Source organism: Pseudarthrobacter sulfonivorans (genome assembly GCF_024391045.1).
Taxonomy (GTDB): Bacteria; Actinomycetota; Actinomycetes; order Actinomycetales; family Micrococcaceae; genus Arthrobacter; species Arthrobacter sulfonivorans_B.
In genome coordinates this window covers 13,544-28,145 of record NZ_JANFCZ010000024.1, presented here as the reverse complement: position 1 = coordinate 28,145, position 14,602 = coordinate 13,544, and the positions used below count along the sequence as shown (strand labels likewise).

The window sequence follows — 14,602 nt, the reverse complement described above, 5'->3', positions numbered from 1 at the left end:
CAAGCAACTTTTCATCCAAAGTTCTATCCAAAGGAGGACCAATGCCAACGGTTCACTTCACCGACGCCGAAGGCGCCGTCCGCGACGTCCAGGGCAACGTGGGCGACTCGGTCATGGAAACCGCGGTGCGCAACGGCGTTCCCGGCATCGTGGCTGAGTGCGGCGGCTCGCTGTCCTGCGCCACCTGCCATGTTTTTGTCCGGGAAGACTGCGCCTCGCAGCTCCCGCCGATGGAGGACATGGAGGACGAGATGCTGTACGGCACCGCCGTGGACCGCGAAGATAACTCACGGCTCTCGTGCCAGCTGCGCCTGACCGATGAGCTGGAACTGTTCGTCACCACCCCGGAAACGCAGGTGTAGCGATGGGTACGCAAGTAGTGGAAGAAGCCACCGGCGCCCCCACGGCGCCCACCCGCACCGGTCTGCTGATCATTGGCGCCAGCCAGTCAGGGGTGCAGCTGGCGGTGTCGCTGCGGGCGCTGGGCTTTGACGAGCACATCACCCTGCTGGGGGACGAGGACCACCGCCCGTACCAGCGGCCCGCGCTGTCCAAGGAGTTCCTGCAGGGCACGGTGGAGAGCGAATCCCTGATCTTCCGCTCCAACGAGTACTGGGCCGAGCACAACGTGGAACTGGTCAAGGGCGAATACATCGTCCGGATCGACAAAGAGGCTGACGGCTCCGGGGTGGCCCACGCGTCCTCGGGCCGGGAGTTCCCGTTCAAGCGGTTGGCCCTGACTGTGGGTGCCCGAGCCCGGAAGCTGGAGATCGACGGCGGCGATCTGGACGGTGTGCTGTACCTGCGCAACGCCGACGACGCCCTGGCGCTCAAGGCCCGCGTGGGCGATGCCACCGACGTGGTGGTGATCGGCGGCGGGTTCATCGGCCTGGAAGCCGCATCGAGCCTGCAGAAAATGGGCAAAAACGTCACGGTGCTGGAGTTCGGTCCGCGGCTGGTGGGTAGGGCTGTGGGGGAGGAGACCGCCGAGTATTTCCTGCAGGCGCACCGCTCCCGCGGTCTGGACATCCGGCTGAATACGAGTGCGGCGCGCTTCACCGCAGGGGATGCCGACGGCGGAACCCATGTTGCCGCCGTCGAGCTTCAGGACGGGACGGTGCTGCCGGCACAGATTGTCCTGGTGGGCATCGGCGTCATCCCCAACACGCAGCTGGCGGAGCAGCTCGGACTGGCTGTGGACAACGGCGTGGTGGTGGACCGGTTTGCGCTGGCCTCGGACGGGACCACGGTGGCGGTGGGCGATGTGGCCAACATGCCCAACCCCGTCCCTGGCTCCGAACCGGGGGAACGGATCCGGCTCGAAAGCGTCAACAACGCCATCGAACATGCCAAGGTGGCCGCCTACTCGCTGACCGGCCGGCGCGAGGAATACGCCGGCATCCCGTGGTTCTGGTCCAACCAGGCCGACCTCAAACTGCAGATCGCAGGCCTCTGCAACGGATTCGACCAGACCGTGATCAGGCGCGACGAGGAACGCGGCAAGTTCAGCGTCCTCTACTACCGGCAGGGCCGGATCATCGCCGCCGACTGCGTCAACGCACCGCTGGACTTCATGGCCGTCAGGAACGCCCTGGCCAAGGGGCAGAACATCCCCGCCGACGCCGCGGCGGACACCGCCACGCAACTCAAGACCATCACCACGGACAGCTAGCTGCACCAGGCAGCAGGCTGGCCCACCCGAAGGAGCATAATGAGCACCCACCAGACTCCGGTTGCCCCGGCAGACGTCGGCACCGCCGCCGGCACAGGTCCTGCCGCCGGTACCGAAGCTGCCGCCGGTCCTGATGCCGCCGACGCGCTGGCCGAGGCGTTCGCCGCCGAGTACAGCCTCCGCCCGGTCCCGGCGATCGGCCCGGTGGACACCGCACCGATCGCCACCACGCCCGCCGCGCTCGAGGATCTCGACTCCTTGTGGCAGGCCGTGGTCCACGAAACCCGGACCCGGGGGAACGACATCCACCTGCCCATTTCGCTGGCCTACGCCGAACGGCTGTGCCGGGCCTATCCGGACGCCGACGCGGACCTGGTGCGGGTAGCCACCCTGCTGCACGACACCGGCTGGGCCCACGTGGACGAATCCCGCATCATCTCGGAGGGATTCACGGGGGACTGGCGCAAGGCGAACATCCGCTATGAGCATGAACTCCAGGGCTGCAACGTGGCGCGCAGGGTGCTGCCCGGGCTCGGCTATTCGGCCGACTTCGTGGAGCGAATCTGCGAGATCATCGAGGGCCACGACACCCGGCCGGTGGCCCGCTCGCTGGAGGATGCCCTCATGCGCGACGCCGACAGGCTGTGGCGGTTCGACCAGGCCGGCATTGCGCTGGCATCGTCATGGTTCAAGATGGATCCCGCCACCTATACGGACCGGCTCGCGGTCGAAATCGTGCCCGAGCTCATTACCGAGGCCGCCGTGGAGATGGCCACCGCGGACCTTGACCGCTCCAACGCCCTGCTGAAGACGGCGGTGATCCGATGACCTCCGCAACGCATGACGCCCCCGCGCTTTCCACGCGTAGTGGCCTCGCCCTGCCGCACACGCATGTGGACACCATCTTCGTCGACGGCGCCTGGCAGCCATCGCGTGCCACCGGCCGGAACCCGGTGACTGACCCCGCCACGGGCGAAGTCTGGGGCTCGGTACCGGACGGCACCCCGGAGGACGTGGACGCCGCCGTCGGCTCCGCCCGGCGCGCGTTTCAGGGGGAGTGGCCCCGGCTGACGCCGTCCGAGCGCGCCGCTTACCTGCTCCGTATTGCCGACGAGGTGGAGAAGCGGGCCGAGGAGCTGTCCCTCACCAACTCACGCGAAAACGGCTCACCCGTGGCCGAATCCGCGGGTGCGGCAGCCAACGCGGCCGGCATCTTCCGCTACTTCGCCACCCTGGCCGAGTACTTGGAACGGGAGGACGTCCGCCCGTTCCCGCGGGGCGGCGGCGAGTCCGTGGTCCGGCGTGATCCGCTGGGGGTGTGCGCGCTGATCGCACCGTGGAACTTCCCCATCAACCTGGTGATCATCAAGCTGGCGCCGGCGCTGCTGGCCGGCTGCACCGTGGTGATCAAGCCGGCCTCGCCCACGCCGCTCTCCATCCGGGTGATCATCGACGCCGTGGCCGCGGCAGGGGTCCCGGCCGGCGTGGTGAACCTCGTGACGGGTTCCGGCCGGCTGGGGGATGTGCTGGTGAAGCACCCCGGCGTGGACAAGGTGGCGTTCACGGGGTCGACGCCGGTGGGCCGGAAAATCGCCGCGGCGTGCGGTGAGCTGCTGCGTCCCGTGACGCTGGAGCTGGGCGGAAAGTCCAGCGCCATCGTCCTGCCCGACGCCGACCTGGACGCCATGTCCGCGGTTCTCATCAAATCTTCCATGCGCAACACCGGGCAGACCTGCTACATCTCCACCCGCATCCTCGCCCCCGCCAGCCGGTACGACGAGGTGGTGGACATGGTCACCGCCACCATCGCCGCCGGCAAGCAAGGCGATCCGCTGGAGCCGGATACGGTGTTCGGCCCGTGTGCCACGGAGTCGCAGTACCGGACCGTGCTGGAGTATGTGGAGTCGGGGCTGGCCGAGGGTGCCCGGGCCACGACCGGGGGCCGGGCCGCGTCGCTGTCCGGCGGCCTGGAGGACGGGTTCTTTGTGGAGCCCACTGTCTTTGCCGATGTCACCCCGGACATGCGGATCTCCCGCGAGGAGATTTTCGGGCCGGTGATCACCATCCTGAAGTACAACGACGCCGGCGGAAGCGTTGAGGAGGCCGTGGCCCTCGCGAACAACACCGAGTTCGGCCTGGGCGGCCTGGTGTTCGGCGCTGATGAGAACGCTGCGCTCGCCGTCGCGGACCGCATGGACACGGGGTCCGTTGGCCTGAACTTCTTCGCCTCCAACCACGCCGCACCGTTCGGCGGACGGCACGATTCAGGGCTCGGGACCGAATACGGGATCGAAGGCCTGAACGCGTACCTGAGCTACAAGTCGATCCACCGGAAGCCGTAACGCGGGGCGCCCCGATACCTGAATCGGGGCGCCCGTGGGGCAGAATTCGTTCATGACCAACGACGTTCTCCGCCCTGTCTACTTCCTTTCGGACAGCACCGGCATCACCGCCGAAACGCTCGGTAACACCCTGTTGACGCAGTTTCCCGCCAACAACTTTGACCGCATCACCGTTCCTTTCATTACCACGGTGGATCAGGCCAAGTCTGTGGTCGGCACCATCGACAGGCTGGCCGCCACCGGCCCGCGGCCCATCGTCTTTTCCACCGCCGTCAGCGGCGACATCCGCCAGACCCTCGCTACCTGCCAGGGGATCGTGGTCGATCTCATCGGAACGCATGTGGGGCAGCTGGAGCAGGCGCTCGGCTCCCCGGCCAGTGCCGTACCCGGCCGTGCCCACGGACTGGGCAATGCCGAGCGTTATCAGTCGCGGATGGCCGCCGTCGAATACGCCATGGAACACGACGACGGCCAAAGCCTGCGCGCGCTGGAAAAGGCGCAGGTCATCCTGGTGGCTCCGTCCCGTTGCGGCAAAACGCCCACCACCATGTACCTGGCACTGCAGCATGGCATCTTTGCCGCGAACTTCCCGCTGGTGGACGAGGACTTCCAGCGGGAGGGGCTGCCCAAGCCGCTCCGGCCTTTTGTTGAGAAGTGTTTCGGCCTTTCCTCCAACCCGCTGCGGCTCAGCCAGATCCGGACCGAACGGCGCCGCGGCTCGTCCTACGCGTCGCTGCGCCAGTGTGGATTCGAGCTGCGCAGTGCCGAGCAGTTGTACCTCTCGCACCGGATTCCGTACCTGAACTCGGCCTCGGTGTCCGTGGAGGAAATGGCCGCCACCATCCTGCAGCGGATGAACCTCAAGCATTAGGGAAAATTTTCACAAACCGAGTGTGGCGGACATCATGTTGGAAAGAAGGCCCCGGACCTGTCACTGTAGACAGGATTCGCGCCCACTGACCGGCCATAGCCGTGACCGGGGCGGCACCACCGCATGCCATCATCTGCAAAGGAGCAGCACCCATGACTACAGACATCCTGTGGTTCTCAGAACTCGGCCTCAAAGACCTGGACCGGGTAGGCGGAAAAAACGCCTCCCTCGGCGAGATGGTGCAGAACCTCACCTCCGCCGGCGTCCAGGTCCCGGACGGATTCGCTACCACCGCTGACGCCTACCGAAGCTTCCTCGCAGACTCCGGACTGGACCAGAAGATCGCGGACCGGATGCTCGGCCTGGACACCGATGACGTGACGGCCCTCGCTGCGGCCGGCCAGGAAATCCGGACGCTCATGCGCGAGACCCCCTTCCTGCCGGACTTCGAAAAGCAGATCCGCGACTCCTACCAGCAGCTGGTGGACAAGCACGGCGGCTCCGAGGACCTCTCCTGGGCCGTCCGCTCCAGCGCCACCGCGGAAGACCTGCCGGACGCTTCCTTCGCCGGACAGCAGGAAACCTTCCTGAACGTCCGCGGCATCGAGAACATCCTCCTCGCCATCAAGGACGTCTTCGCGTCCCTCTACAACGACCGCGCCATCGCCTACCGCGTGCACCACAAGTTCGAGCACGCCGACGTGGCACTCTCCGCCGGCGTCCAGCGGATGGTGCGCTCCGACGTCGGAGCTTCCGGCGTCATGTTCACCATGGACACCGAATCCGGGTTCCAGGACGCCGTGTTCGTCACGTCCTCCTACGGCCTCGGTGAGGCCGTGGTGCAGGGCGCCGTGAACCCCGACGAGTTCTACGTGTACAAGCCCGCGCTGCAGGCCGGCCGTCCCGCGATCCTCAAGCGCGGACTGGGCGAGAAGGCCCTCCAGATGACCTACACGAACAGCCGGGAGATCGGCCGCACCATCGACTTCGTGCCGGTCGAGGCCTCGCTGCGGAACCGCTTCAGCCTCACGGACGACGACGTCGAGCAGCTCGCCCGGCATGCCGTTGCCATCGAAAACCACTACGGCCGTCCCATGGACATCGAGTGGGGCAAGGACGGGATCGACGGCGGCCTGTACATCCTGCAGGCCCGCCCGGAAACCGTGCAGTCCCGCCGCGCCGCGGGAAACCTGAGCCGCTTCCGCCTCAACGGGACCAGCCGCGTACTCGCCGAAGGCCGCGCGATCGGCCAGCGCATCGGTGCCGGCAGCGTCCGGATCCTGACCTCAATCGACCAGATGGCGGCGTTCAAGACGGGCGACGTCCTGGTCGCTGACATGACCGATCCTGACTGGGAACCGATCATGAAGCGCGCCTCCGCCATCGTCACCAACCGCGGCGGCCGCACGTGCCACGCGGCCATTATCGCCCGCGAACTGGGGATTCCCGCCGTCGTCGGCACCGGCGACGCTACCCACGCGCTCACCGACGGCCTCGACGTGACCGTCACGTGCGCCGACGGCGAGACCGGCCTGATCTACGAAGGTCTCCTGGACTTCACGGTCGAGGAAACCGAGGTCGCCCAGCTGCCCGAGGCCCCGGTCAAGGTCATGATGAACGTGGGTACCCCGGAGCAGGCGTTCACTTTCGCGCAGCTGCCCAACCACGGTGTGGGGCTGGCCCGGCTCGAATTCATCATCAACCGTCAGATCGGCATCCACCCCAAGGCCCTGCTGAACCTGGAGGACCAGCCGGCGGATGTGGCCGCGGAAATCCGCGAACGCATCGCCGCGTACAGCAGCCCGCGCGAGTACTACATCAAGCGCCTGGCCGAAGGCGTGGCCACCATCGCCGCCGCGTTCGCCCCGCATCCGGTGATTGTGCGCATGTCCGACTTCAAGTCGAACGAATACGCCAACCTCATCGGTGGGCCGGCCTACGAGCCGCACGAGGAAAACCCGATGCTCGGCTTCCGCGGCGCCTCCAGGTACCTGGACCCGTCCTTCCGGGACTGCTTCGACCTCGAGTGCGAGGCCCTGTCCTTCGTCCGCAATGAGATGGGCCTGACGAACGTCAAGCTGATGATCCCGTTCGTCCGCACGCTGGACGAGGCCCGGGGCGTCATCGACCTGCTGGCCGAGAATGGCCTGAAGCGCGGCGAGAACGGCCTCGAAGTCATCATGATGTGCGAGATCCCCTCCAACGCCCTCCTCGCCGACGACTTCCTGGAATACTTCGACGGGTTCTCCATCGGCTCCAACGACATGACCCAGCTGTCCCTGGGCCTGGACCGGGATTCGGCCATTATCTCGGCCGGCTTCGACGAGCGCGATCCTGCCGTCAAGAAGCTCCTCAGCATGGCCATCAAGGCCTGCAAGGAGCGCGGCAAGTACGTGGGCATCTGCGGCCAGGGCCCCAGCGACCACGCGGACTTTGCCGAGTGGCTGGTCGGGGAAGGCATCGATTCCGTCTCCCTGAACCCGGACACCGTGGTGGACACCTGGCTCCGCCTCGCCGGCGGGGCGGAGCGCGCCGGGGTTGGTGCGGGAGCGTACTGACACGAGACTGCTAAGGGCATGGCCGGCGGACACCGCCGGCCATGCCCTTTTGCGTGCGCCGGGGGCGCCGCGGATTCGGGCCAGCCCGCTTACCCCGTCCGCTCCACCGCCGCCAGGATCGCCTGTCCCAGCTCCGCGGGCTTGGTGAACTGGGGCCAGTGACCGGTGGGAAGGTCCACGTACTCGACGTCGCGGATCCTGGCCAGTTCCGCGGTAAAGGGGTGGCCGGCGTCGATCCATTCGGTGAGGAGTGCGGACGGGAACTGGCAGGTGATCACCGTCGCGGGGACGTCGTACCGGCGGACATCGTGCAGGCGCTGCTTCCCGTAGGCCACACCCTTGGGTTCGGGAACGGCCCGCGCCCGGAAGTTCCGGCGCAGGCCCTCCGTGAGGTCCACCAGGTCGGCGTCCTCGAACCCGTCCCACGGCGGCAGCGGGACGTCCTCACCGTGGGCAGGCAGCTCGTTGTTGATGACACCGCCCTCGCCCAGCGGCCCGCTGTCCACGTAGATGTTCCTGGCCACGCGGTCCGGCCGCGCGTCAGCCACCCCGTGGATCACGGCGCCGCCCCCGGAGTGCCCCACCAGGACCACCTTGCCGTCGAGGCCGTCCACAACATTCACGACGGCGGCGATGTGGTCCTTGAGCGTGATGCCGGCGCGGGATGCGTCCACCGATTCCAGGCCGGGCAGCGTCAGGGGGTGGGTTGTTTGCCCCGCCGCCTCGAGGACAGGCGTCACCTCCTCCCATGAGGACGCGTCCAACCAGAAGCCGGGTACCAGGATGATGTCCATGACGGAACCCTACTCCGGGGTACCGGCCCCGGAGTAGGGCTGACGGTGCGCCACGTGGCGTACCTGTTCAGGGTTTGGATCACCAGGTGCGGTGGTGTTCCCCTTTATCGTGCCGGTGTCCGCTGTGGTCCCACCATCCGTCCTTGTCGTGGCGGCAGCCGTCATGGCCTGTCCAGTAGCCGTTGTGGTCGTTGTCGGCGCGCCAATTGCCGGCGTCATCGCGCCAGCCATCCCCGTCGGCCCAATCGTGGAACCGGTCCTCGTTGTCAAACCAGCCATGGTTGGAGTCGTGTTTGTTGTAGTCCTTCATGTGGTGCCGGTTTTGGTACGAAGCCTGGTTCCAGGCGCTGGTGGACTCGCTGGTGGAGGCACCGACGGCGGCGCTGGCGGGAAGGGCGCTGGCACCCAGTCCCAGAGCAGCGGTGGCGGCCGCCGATCCGATAATGCGTATTGCCTTATTGCTCATGAGCGTGATCCTTTGGGAATGCCCGCATCCCCGTCCCCTGTGAATTCTCCGGCGGCCGGGCACCTGGTAAAACAAGTGCCCCGGGAGCATTCGGCGCGACGGGGGAGTCGCCGGGCAGAAATGCGTGAATCAAATTTTTTGATGGCATCGCGCCAGGATTGCTGGCGGGTGGAGGTCCGGGTCTGCAGGACCTCAGGTCACTCCGGAGGTTGTTGCCCGGAGCACTAATTCAGTTCACGCCGGCCGGCCCCTCCCGAGTAGGGACAAAGGGCCCTACCTGACCTTCCGATATCGAAGTATTATGCCCCGTCGACGGCGCCGTCAGGCCGCCGTCGCGCATTACGGCCACTGCGTCCGTCAGGGGCACGAACTCAGTATCGTGGGTGACCATCACGGTGGCCACCCTGAACTCATCCGTGACCCGGCGGAGCAGCCCGACGATCGATGCGCTGCGCTCATGGTCCAGGGCCGCCGTCGGCTCATCCACCAGCAGCACCTTGGGGCTGCCCATGAGCGCCCGCGCGATGTTCACCCGCTGCCGCTGGCCGCCCGAGAGCTGGTGTGGCCGCTTCTGCGCGGACGCGTCCAGTCCGACGAGGCCCAGCAGCTCAAGCGCCCGCGAACGGGCAGCCCTCAGCGGCCTGCCGCGCAGGTGGTGGCCAATCATCAACTGCTCGACGGCGGTGAGTGACGCCAGGAGGTTGGGCTGCTGGAAGATGATTCCCACTTTGTCCCGGCGCAGCGCGGTCAGTTCCGCATCCTTGAGATCCGCCGTGGTGATTCCGTCGATCACCACCTGCCCGCAGGTAGGGCGGACCAGGGTGGCGGCCACCGCGAGGAGGCTGGACTTGCCCGATCCGGACGGTCCCACCAGCGAGACCATCTGCCCGGCCGCGGCGCCCAGGCTGACATTGTCAAGGGCCTTGATGGTTCCGCCCCCGTCGGGATACTCGAGGGTGACGTTGCCCAGGACCAGGGGGAGTGCGGCGCCGGTAACCGAACCGGGACGGGAGGTAACAGGGGCGGAGGAGAGAGACATAACGAGGGACCTTTCGGGAGGATGAGGAGTTATCAGTTGCCGCCGAGGGCGATCAGCGGGTCCACCGTGGTGACCCGCCGGACCGCCAACGCGGCGCCGGCCAGGCCAAGGGCAACAATCCCCAGCACCGGCAGCAGCGTGGTGGCGGGCGTGACGAGGAACGGTGCGGCCTGCGCTGCCGCGAAACCGCCCAGGACACCGACCGCCCCGCCCAGCCCCGCACCGGCCACCAGCACAATGGCGGCCTGGGTGATGGCGTCGCGCAGCACGTAGCCGCCGGACGCGCCCATGGCCTTGAGGACGGCGATGTCCCGGGTGCGCTGGACAGTCCACACGGTCAGGAACGCCACGATCACCAGCGCCGAAATCCCGTACAGGAATGCCTGCATCAGCATCAGCGATCCGTTCTCGCTCCTGAACGAACCGAGCGCCTGGAACGAACCCGTCCGGCTGGCGCTCACGGTGCCCGCCATCGCGTTGGCCTCTGCCTCGTCCACCACAGCCCCGTCCTTATAGGTCACCGCGACGACGGTGGCCACCGGCGGATTTCCCGCTGCTGTGCGGCTGACCGCCGCGCTGCCGCCGGCCGGTGAAATATGCGCCACCTCGGCCCAGGTTGGCAGCGCCGTCCACACCACTCCGGTGTGCGAATACCACTGGTCATCCACGACGGCGGTGACGGTCAGGTCGGTGCCACCCACCCTGGCGGTGTCTCCCACGGCGAGGGAGAGGTCCGCCGCAACGGTGGAGCCGATCACGAGCGTCCCGGCCCGCGTCGCGGCGGGCGCCAACTGCCCGTCCGCCGCGACGCCGAACACCGCCACATTGGCGGTTCCGCCGTCGCCGGCCTGAAGCCGGGACTGGCTGATCCCCAGAGCCTCTGCCCGGGCCACGCCGGGGGCATGCTGCCAGCTGTCCACCTGCGCGGCGGTCACCTCGCTCTCGGTGAAGGACGCCGTCGGCGCATTACTGCCCGGGGCGCCGAACACGATGCTGTCCACCGGCCGGGACGCACCGCCGTCGGGCGTGCCGCCACCGGCACCGGACCCGGCGCCCAGCCTCCCGATCGCGGAGGTGGACTGATCGCCCAGGCCGGCAGTCAGCCCGGACAGCAGCACCAGCAGCAGCGTCACCAGGGCCACCACGCTGCCCATCAGGGCGAACCGGCCTTTGGCGAACCGGATGTCACGAATAGCGAGAAACACGTTGAACTTCCTTCAATTTCAGGGAGGGATTTCCTTCTCAACCCACTCTCCCGCGCACCGGTGCAGCCCACATCGGGCAGGTGGTTGATCCCGGGGGGACGAAGGGTGGAGCCGCCGGTCAACCTTTTGATTGATCCGCCGGTGGACTCTGGCGCCTAAGCTGAGGGAATGCCTGCCGCGGACCCACAGACCACCCCGTCGGGGGCCGCCGTCCTGCGCTTCCTGCGCGTGACGCTGCATGTGGGATTTGCCGTGCTGCTGCTCGTCGCCATCCTGCGGCTGCACCTGGTGGACGGACCGGCCGACGCCGGAACTCCCCTTGGAGCGCGGCGCTACCTTTGGTCCGCGCTCGCCGTCGCCCTGGCCGCAACCTACCTCGCCGGTACGGCGGCGGAGAAGCGTTACGCCGCCGGCCGTTCATCATTCAATCCGCACCCTTACGCCCTGCTGTGGCTGGGGCTGGTCACAGCGCTGTGGGGCGCGCTCCTCGCCGGCAGCGCGGAGTTCTCCTGGGTCGCCTTTCCGCTGTTCTTCCTGCATCTGCATGTGCTGCCCCGCCGTGTCGCGCTCTTCACCATTCCGTTGATGACAATTGCCGTAGTGGCCTCACAGTGGGCGGCCAGCGGGCTGCCCTCACCCACGCTGCCGATGGTGCTGGGCCCGGTGCTCGGTGCCGGGTTCGCCGTGGTCACCGGACTCGCCTACCGGGCGCTGTACCTCGAGGGCGAGGCGCAACGGCTCGCCGCGGATGAGCTCAGGAGCACGCGGGCCGAGCTGGCGAGGACGCAGCGCGAGGCCGGTGTCGCCGCCGAGCGCGAACGCCTGGCCCGCGAAATCCACGACACCCTCGCGCAGGGCCTCTCCAGCATCGTCCTCGTGGCCCGCGCGGCGGAGAAGTCCCTGGCGGCCGGAGATCTTGCCACCACCGCCGAGCGGTTCGCGCTGGTCGAGCAGACGGCGTCGGAGAACCTCGCCGAGGCCCGCAGCTTTGTCCGCGGCCTCACGGCGCCCCGGCTGCAGGAGTCATCACTGTCTGAAACGCTCCGGCGGCTCTGCAGCGAAACAGAAACGCTGGCGGCCGCCCGCGGGGAGGGGCTCCGTTGCCGGTTCGAGCTGGTGGGGGACACTGCCGAACTACCGTCGCAGTACAGTGTCACCCTGCTCCGGGCTGCCCAGGCCAGCCTCGCCAACGTGAGGCAGCATGCGAAGGCGCGCACCGCCGTCGTGACCCTCGCATTCCTCGGGGATGAAGTCACCCTGGATGTGTACGACGACGGCACGGGCTTTGAGCCCGCAGCTCACGGTCGCGGGGCGGCTGGCCGCCCCGACGGCAGCGGATTCGGGCTGCGCTCGCTGGGTGCCAGGGTGACGGAGCTGAACGGTTCACTGGAGGTTGAATCTGCGTCGGGGGAGGGGACTGTGGTCGCAATCCGGCTGCCGCTCCGCGGCGAGGTTCCTGCGGGCGGGTTGACGCCTGGCGGGGTGCTTGCCGGCGAAGTGTTTCCCGACGGAGTGCCGGGTCCGGCGCGGGAGCCGCGCTGATGGGGACCCTGCACCTGCTGCTCGTGGACGATCATCCGGTGGTCCGTGCCGGGCTGCGCGCCATGCTCACCGAATTTGAGGACTTCACTGTGGCCGCCGAGGCGGCGGACGGGGATGCTGCGCTGCGTGAACTGGCGCGGCTCCGGACGCTGGGGGAGCGCGTGGATGTGGTGCTGATGGACCTGCAGATGGGCGCGGGGATGGACGGGGTTACCGCCACGGCAGCGATCCGTCAGCTGGAGTCCGCACCTCCGGTCCTGATCCTGACCACTTATGACACGGAGGCGGACATCCTCGCAGCGGTAGAGGCGGGCGCCAGCGGGTACATGCTCAAGGATGCGCCGCCGGATCAGATCCGCCAGGCGGTGCTGTCCGCCGCGGCCGGTCAGACGGCGCTGGCACCGAAGGTGGCCGCCTTGCTGATGTCGCGGATCAGCAGCCCGGAAACCGCCCTGACGGCGCGCGAGGTGCAGTTGCTGGAACTGCTGGCAACAGGCTTGAGCAACAGGGCCATCGCGCGGCAGCTCTTTATCTCCGAGGCCACAGTCAAGACCCATTTGGTGCACATCTTCGGCAAGCTCGGCGTCGACAACCGGACCTCCGCCATCGCGGTGGCGGCGCAACGCCGGATCATCCGGGCGCCGGGGCAGTAGGGAATCCAGGGGAACCGTGGGGAGCCGGGCGGGCATGGCTCGCCCGCACAGCTAACAGGCAAGGATCAGCTGCCGCAGGCGTCCCGGAGTTCGGCCATGGCTTCGGCCACGAGCTGTGCCCGTTCCTTGCCAAGGACGTCCACAAAGTTGGCATGGACCAGTCCGGCGATGAAGCAGGCCAGTTGGTTGGCGGTTTCCGTGCCCTGCTTGCTGAGTTCAAGGTAGACAACGCGGCGGTCCTCGGCGCAGGGGCTGCGTTGGACCAGGGACCGTTTTGCCAGCCTGTCGGCGATTTTTGTGAACCCGCCGTTGCTGAACGCCACTTCCCTGGCCAGTTTCGCCATGGGCATCCGGGCGCCGGGAGTGCGGACCAGCCGAAGGAGCGTCTCGGCTTCGGCCGGTTCCAGCGAGAACGCCGAGGAGACTTCCGCGTGGACCTTCTTGTTGGTGTTCTGGAAGCCTTCGATGACCAGCCCCCACTGCGAAATCACATCCAGGTCCCCGGTGGTCGGGGTGTTTTTCTGCTTGGCTGGCATGGAATCCCTTTCCACGGCCATAATACGCCGCACTTAAGTGTCTTTCTCATGATGTGGCCGGCATCCGGACGGGCGGTGGTGCAGCCTGGTGCGCGCCCGGTTTAAGAACGAAAACCGGTGCTTCGGCGGGCGGTTGGCCCGCCGAAGCACCGGCGCTCGGGTATGCGTAAGTTACGCGGCGACGGAAGCTTCGGCGCGGACAGCTTCGAGGGCCTTGGTCCACGGCACGAGCTGGTCCAGGACCGGGGCCAGGGTCTGGGCCTGCAGTTCGGTGGGCTTGAAGACGGAGAAGTTCTCGAAGTCGGTGAACAGGGAGAACATGCCGGTCTTCTGCACGTGGGCGATCTGCAGTTCGGACAGGATGCCGCGCAGGTGCTCAACGGCGCGGACGCCGAAGGCGGAGCCGTAGGAGACGATGCCGGCTGCCTTGTTCGCGAATTCGGCGTTCAGGTAGGACAGGGCGTTGGACAGGGCCGGGGCCACGGAGTGGTTGTACTCGGGGGTGATGAAGACGTAACCGTCGAACTCGGCGATCTTGGCGGCCCAGGCGATGGTGTGGGCGTTCTGGTAGTTCTGGTATGCGGCGGGGTAGGCCTCATCCAGCAGGGGCAGGCTGTAGTCGGCAATGTCGACGAGCTCGAACTCTGCGTCGGTCCGCTGCTGTGCCTGGGCGAGGACCCACTCGGCCACGCCGGTGTTGTTGCGGCCGGGACGGGTGCTTCCGGTGACGATGGCGATCTTAGTCATGAACTTCTCCTCTGATGGATCTCTGAGCGGAAGGTTCTCCGCAACGCTTCAAGATACAACTATATTCGCGGAAACTATTTTTGTAAACAGGGCGCGGCTGTGGGGCCGGTCACCGGGCGGCGTTCGGAGCTGGCAGGGCAGATTGTCCGACGGCGGTGCGATACTGGGGGTTGCATC

General features: G+C 67.4%; 14 protein-coding genes. 8 read left to right on the top strand and 6 right to left on the bottom strand.

All coding sequences use genetic code 11. The features are described 5' to 3' along the window. The first annotated feature begins 41 nt into the window (after window positions 1-41). From NQJ30_RS15050 to ppsA, 6 genes are all read left to right on the top strand, one after another. Window positions 42-362 carry a 2Fe-2S iron-sulfur cluster-binding protein gene (locus tag NQJ30_RS15050; protein WP_255770799.1) on the top strand — a complete coding sequence of 107 codons (321 nt, stop codon included), beginning with the start codon at window positions 42-44 and terminating at the stop codon, window positions 360-362. A 2-nt stretch (window positions 363-364) separates the two neighbouring features. Continuing rightward, the gene (locus NQJ30_RS15045) at window positions 365-1,672 is read left to right on the top strand and encodes an NAD(P)/FAD-dependent oxidoreductase (RefSeq protein WP_255770797.1); all 1,308 of its coding nucleotides are present in this window, start codon (window positions 365-367) and stop codon (window positions 1,670-1,672) included. 39 nt (window positions 1,673-1,711) lie between these two features. Continuing rightward, window positions 1,712-2,500, top strand: coding sequence for an HD domain-containing protein (locus tag NQJ30_RS15040; RefSeq protein ID WP_255770795.1), 789 nt, complete (start codon window positions 1,712-1,714; stop codon window positions 2,498-2,500). Next, window positions 2,497-4,014: an aldehyde dehydrogenase family protein gene (locus NQJ30_RS15035; protein ID WP_255770794.1), complete on the top strand. Its 1,518-nt coding sequence runs from the start codon at window positions 2,497-2,499 to the stop codon at window positions 4,012-4,014. Before NQJ30_RS15040 ends, NQJ30_RS15035 begins: the two co-directional genes overlap by 4 nt. 52 nt (window positions 4,015-4,066) lie before the next feature. Then, the gene (locus tag NQJ30_RS15030) at window positions 4,067-4,885 is read left to right on the top strand and encodes a pyruvate, water dikinase regulatory protein (RefSeq protein ID WP_255770793.1); all 819 of its coding nucleotides are present in this window, start codon (window positions 4,067-4,069) and stop codon (window positions 4,883-4,885) included. 152 nt (window positions 4,886-5,037) lie between these two features. Then, window positions 5,038-7,443, top strand: a complete 2,406-nt coding sequence (gene ppsA / locus NQJ30_RS15025; RefSeq protein WP_255770792.1) for a phosphoenolpyruvate synthase — start codon at window positions 5,038-5,040, stop codon at window positions 7,441-7,443. A gap of 89 nt (window positions 7,444-7,532) precedes the next feature. Here ppsA and NQJ30_RS15020 read toward each other — a convergent pair whose 3' ends face one another. The 4 genes from NQJ30_RS15020 to NQJ30_RS15005 form a co-directional block, all read right to left on the bottom strand. Continuing rightward, on the bottom strand, window positions 7,533-8,237 hold the full coding sequence (locus tag NQJ30_RS15020; RefSeq protein WP_255770791.1) for an alpha/beta fold hydrolase: 705 nt from the start codon (window positions 8,235-8,237) through the stop codon (window positions 7,533-7,535). A 79-nt stretch (window positions 8,238-8,316) separates the two neighbouring features. Continuing rightward, the gene (locus NQJ30_RS15015; RefSeq protein WP_255770790.1) at window positions 8,317-8,703 is read right to left on the bottom strand and encodes a hypothetical protein; all 387 of its coding nucleotides are present in this window, start codon (window positions 8,701-8,703) and stop codon (window positions 8,317-8,319) included. 229 nt (window positions 8,704-8,932) lie between these two features. Beyond that, complete coding sequence (locus NQJ30_RS15010; protein WP_255770788.1) at window positions 8,933-9,742, bottom strand: ABC transporter ATP-binding protein; 810 nt, start codon at window positions 9,740-9,742, stop codon at window positions 8,933-8,935. A gap of 32 nt (window positions 9,743-9,774) precedes the next feature. Then, complete coding sequence (locus NQJ30_RS15005) at window positions 9,775-10,947, bottom strand: ABC transporter permease (RefSeq protein ID WP_255770787.1); 1,173 nt, start codon at window positions 10,945-10,947, stop codon at window positions 9,775-9,777. A 168-nt stretch (window positions 10,948-11,115) separates the two neighbouring features. Here NQJ30_RS15005 and NQJ30_RS15000 point away from each other — a divergent pair, with 168 nt between their 5' ends. Beyond that, window positions 11,116-12,489 (top strand): sensor histidine kinase, encoded by a 1,374-nt coding sequence (locus NQJ30_RS15000; protein WP_255770785.1) that lies wholly within the window; start codon window positions 11,116-11,118, stop codon window positions 12,487-12,489. Continuing rightward, window positions 12,489-13,142 (top strand): response regulator, encoded by a 654-nt coding sequence (locus NQJ30_RS14995; protein WP_255770784.1) that lies wholly within the window; start codon window positions 12,489-12,491, stop codon window positions 13,140-13,142. The genes NQJ30_RS15000 and NQJ30_RS14995 overlap by 1 nt, the downstream gene beginning before the upstream one ends. A 65-nt stretch (window positions 13,143-13,207) precedes the next feature. Here NQJ30_RS14995 and NQJ30_RS14990 read toward each other — a convergent pair whose 3' ends face one another. Together NQJ30_RS14990 and NQJ30_RS14985 are read right to left on the bottom strand one after the other, a co-directional pair. Beyond that, complete coding sequence (locus NQJ30_RS14990; protein WP_255770783.1) at window positions 13,208-13,678, bottom strand: MarR family winged helix-turn-helix transcriptional regulator; 471 nt, start codon at window positions 13,676-13,678, stop codon at window positions 13,208-13,210. Window positions 13,679-13,849: 171 nt separating this feature from the next. Beyond that, window positions 13,850-14,425, bottom strand: coding sequence for an NADPH-dependent FMN reductase (locus tag NQJ30_RS14985; RefSeq protein WP_255770782.1), 576 nt, complete (start codon window positions 14,423-14,425; stop codon window positions 13,850-13,852). Window positions 14,426-14,602: the final 177 nt, after the last annotated feature.

What these genes read in the sequence shown, in the direction of transcription:
- ppsA (WP_255770792.1), top strand. Translation starts at nt 5,038, where the DNA reads ATGACTACAGACATCCTGTGGTTCTCAGAACTCGGCCTCAAAGACCTG.
- NQJ30_RS15015 (WP_255770790.1), bottom strand. Translation starts at nt 8,703, where the DNA reads ATGAGCAATAAGGCAATACGCATTATCGGATCGGCGGCCGCCACCGCT.
- NQJ30_RS15035 (WP_255770794.1), top strand. Translation starts at nt 2,497, where the DNA reads ATGACCTCCGCAACGCATGACGCCCCCGCGCTTTCCACGCGTAGTGGC.
- NQJ30_RS15030 (WP_255770793.1), top strand. Translation starts at nt 4,067, where the DNA reads ATGACCAACGACGTTCTCCGCCCTGTCTACTTCCTTTCGGACAGCACC.
- NQJ30_RS15020 (WP_255770791.1), bottom strand. Translation starts at nt 8,237, where the DNA reads ATGGACATCATCCTGGTACCCGGCTTCTGGTTGGACGCGTCCTCATGG.
- NQJ30_RS14985 (WP_255770782.1), bottom strand. Translation starts at nt 14,425, where the DNA reads ATGACTAAGATCGCCATCGTCACCGGAAGCACCCGTCCCGGCCGCAAC.
- NQJ30_RS15010 (WP_255770788.1), bottom strand. Translation starts at nt 9,742, where the DNA reads ATGTCTCTCTCCTCCGCCCCTGTTACCTCCCGTCCCGGTTCGGTTACC.
- NQJ30_RS14995 (WP_255770784.1), top strand. Translation starts at nt 12,489, where the DNA reads ATGGGGACCCTGCACCTGCTGCTCGTGGACGATCATCCGGTGGTCCGT.
- NQJ30_RS15050 (WP_255770799.1), top strand. Translation starts at nt 42, where the DNA reads ATGCCAACGGTTCACTTCACCGACGCCGAAGGCGCCGTCCGCGACGTC.
- NQJ30_RS15000 (WP_255770785.1), top strand. Translation starts at nt 11,116, where the DNA reads ATGCCTGCCGCGGACCCACAGACCACCCCGTCGGGGGCCGCCGTCCTG.
- NQJ30_RS15040 (WP_255770795.1), top strand. Translation starts at nt 1,712, where the DNA reads ATGAGCACCCACCAGACTCCGGTTGCCCCGGCAGACGTCGGCACCGCC.
- NQJ30_RS15045 (WP_255770797.1), top strand. Translation starts at nt 365, where the DNA reads ATGGGTACGCAAGTAGTGGAAGAAGCCACCGGCGCCCCCACGGCGCCC.
- NQJ30_RS14990 (WP_255770783.1), bottom strand. Translation starts at nt 13,678, where the DNA reads ATGCCAGCCAAGCAGAAAAACACCCCGACCACCGGGGACCTGGATGTG.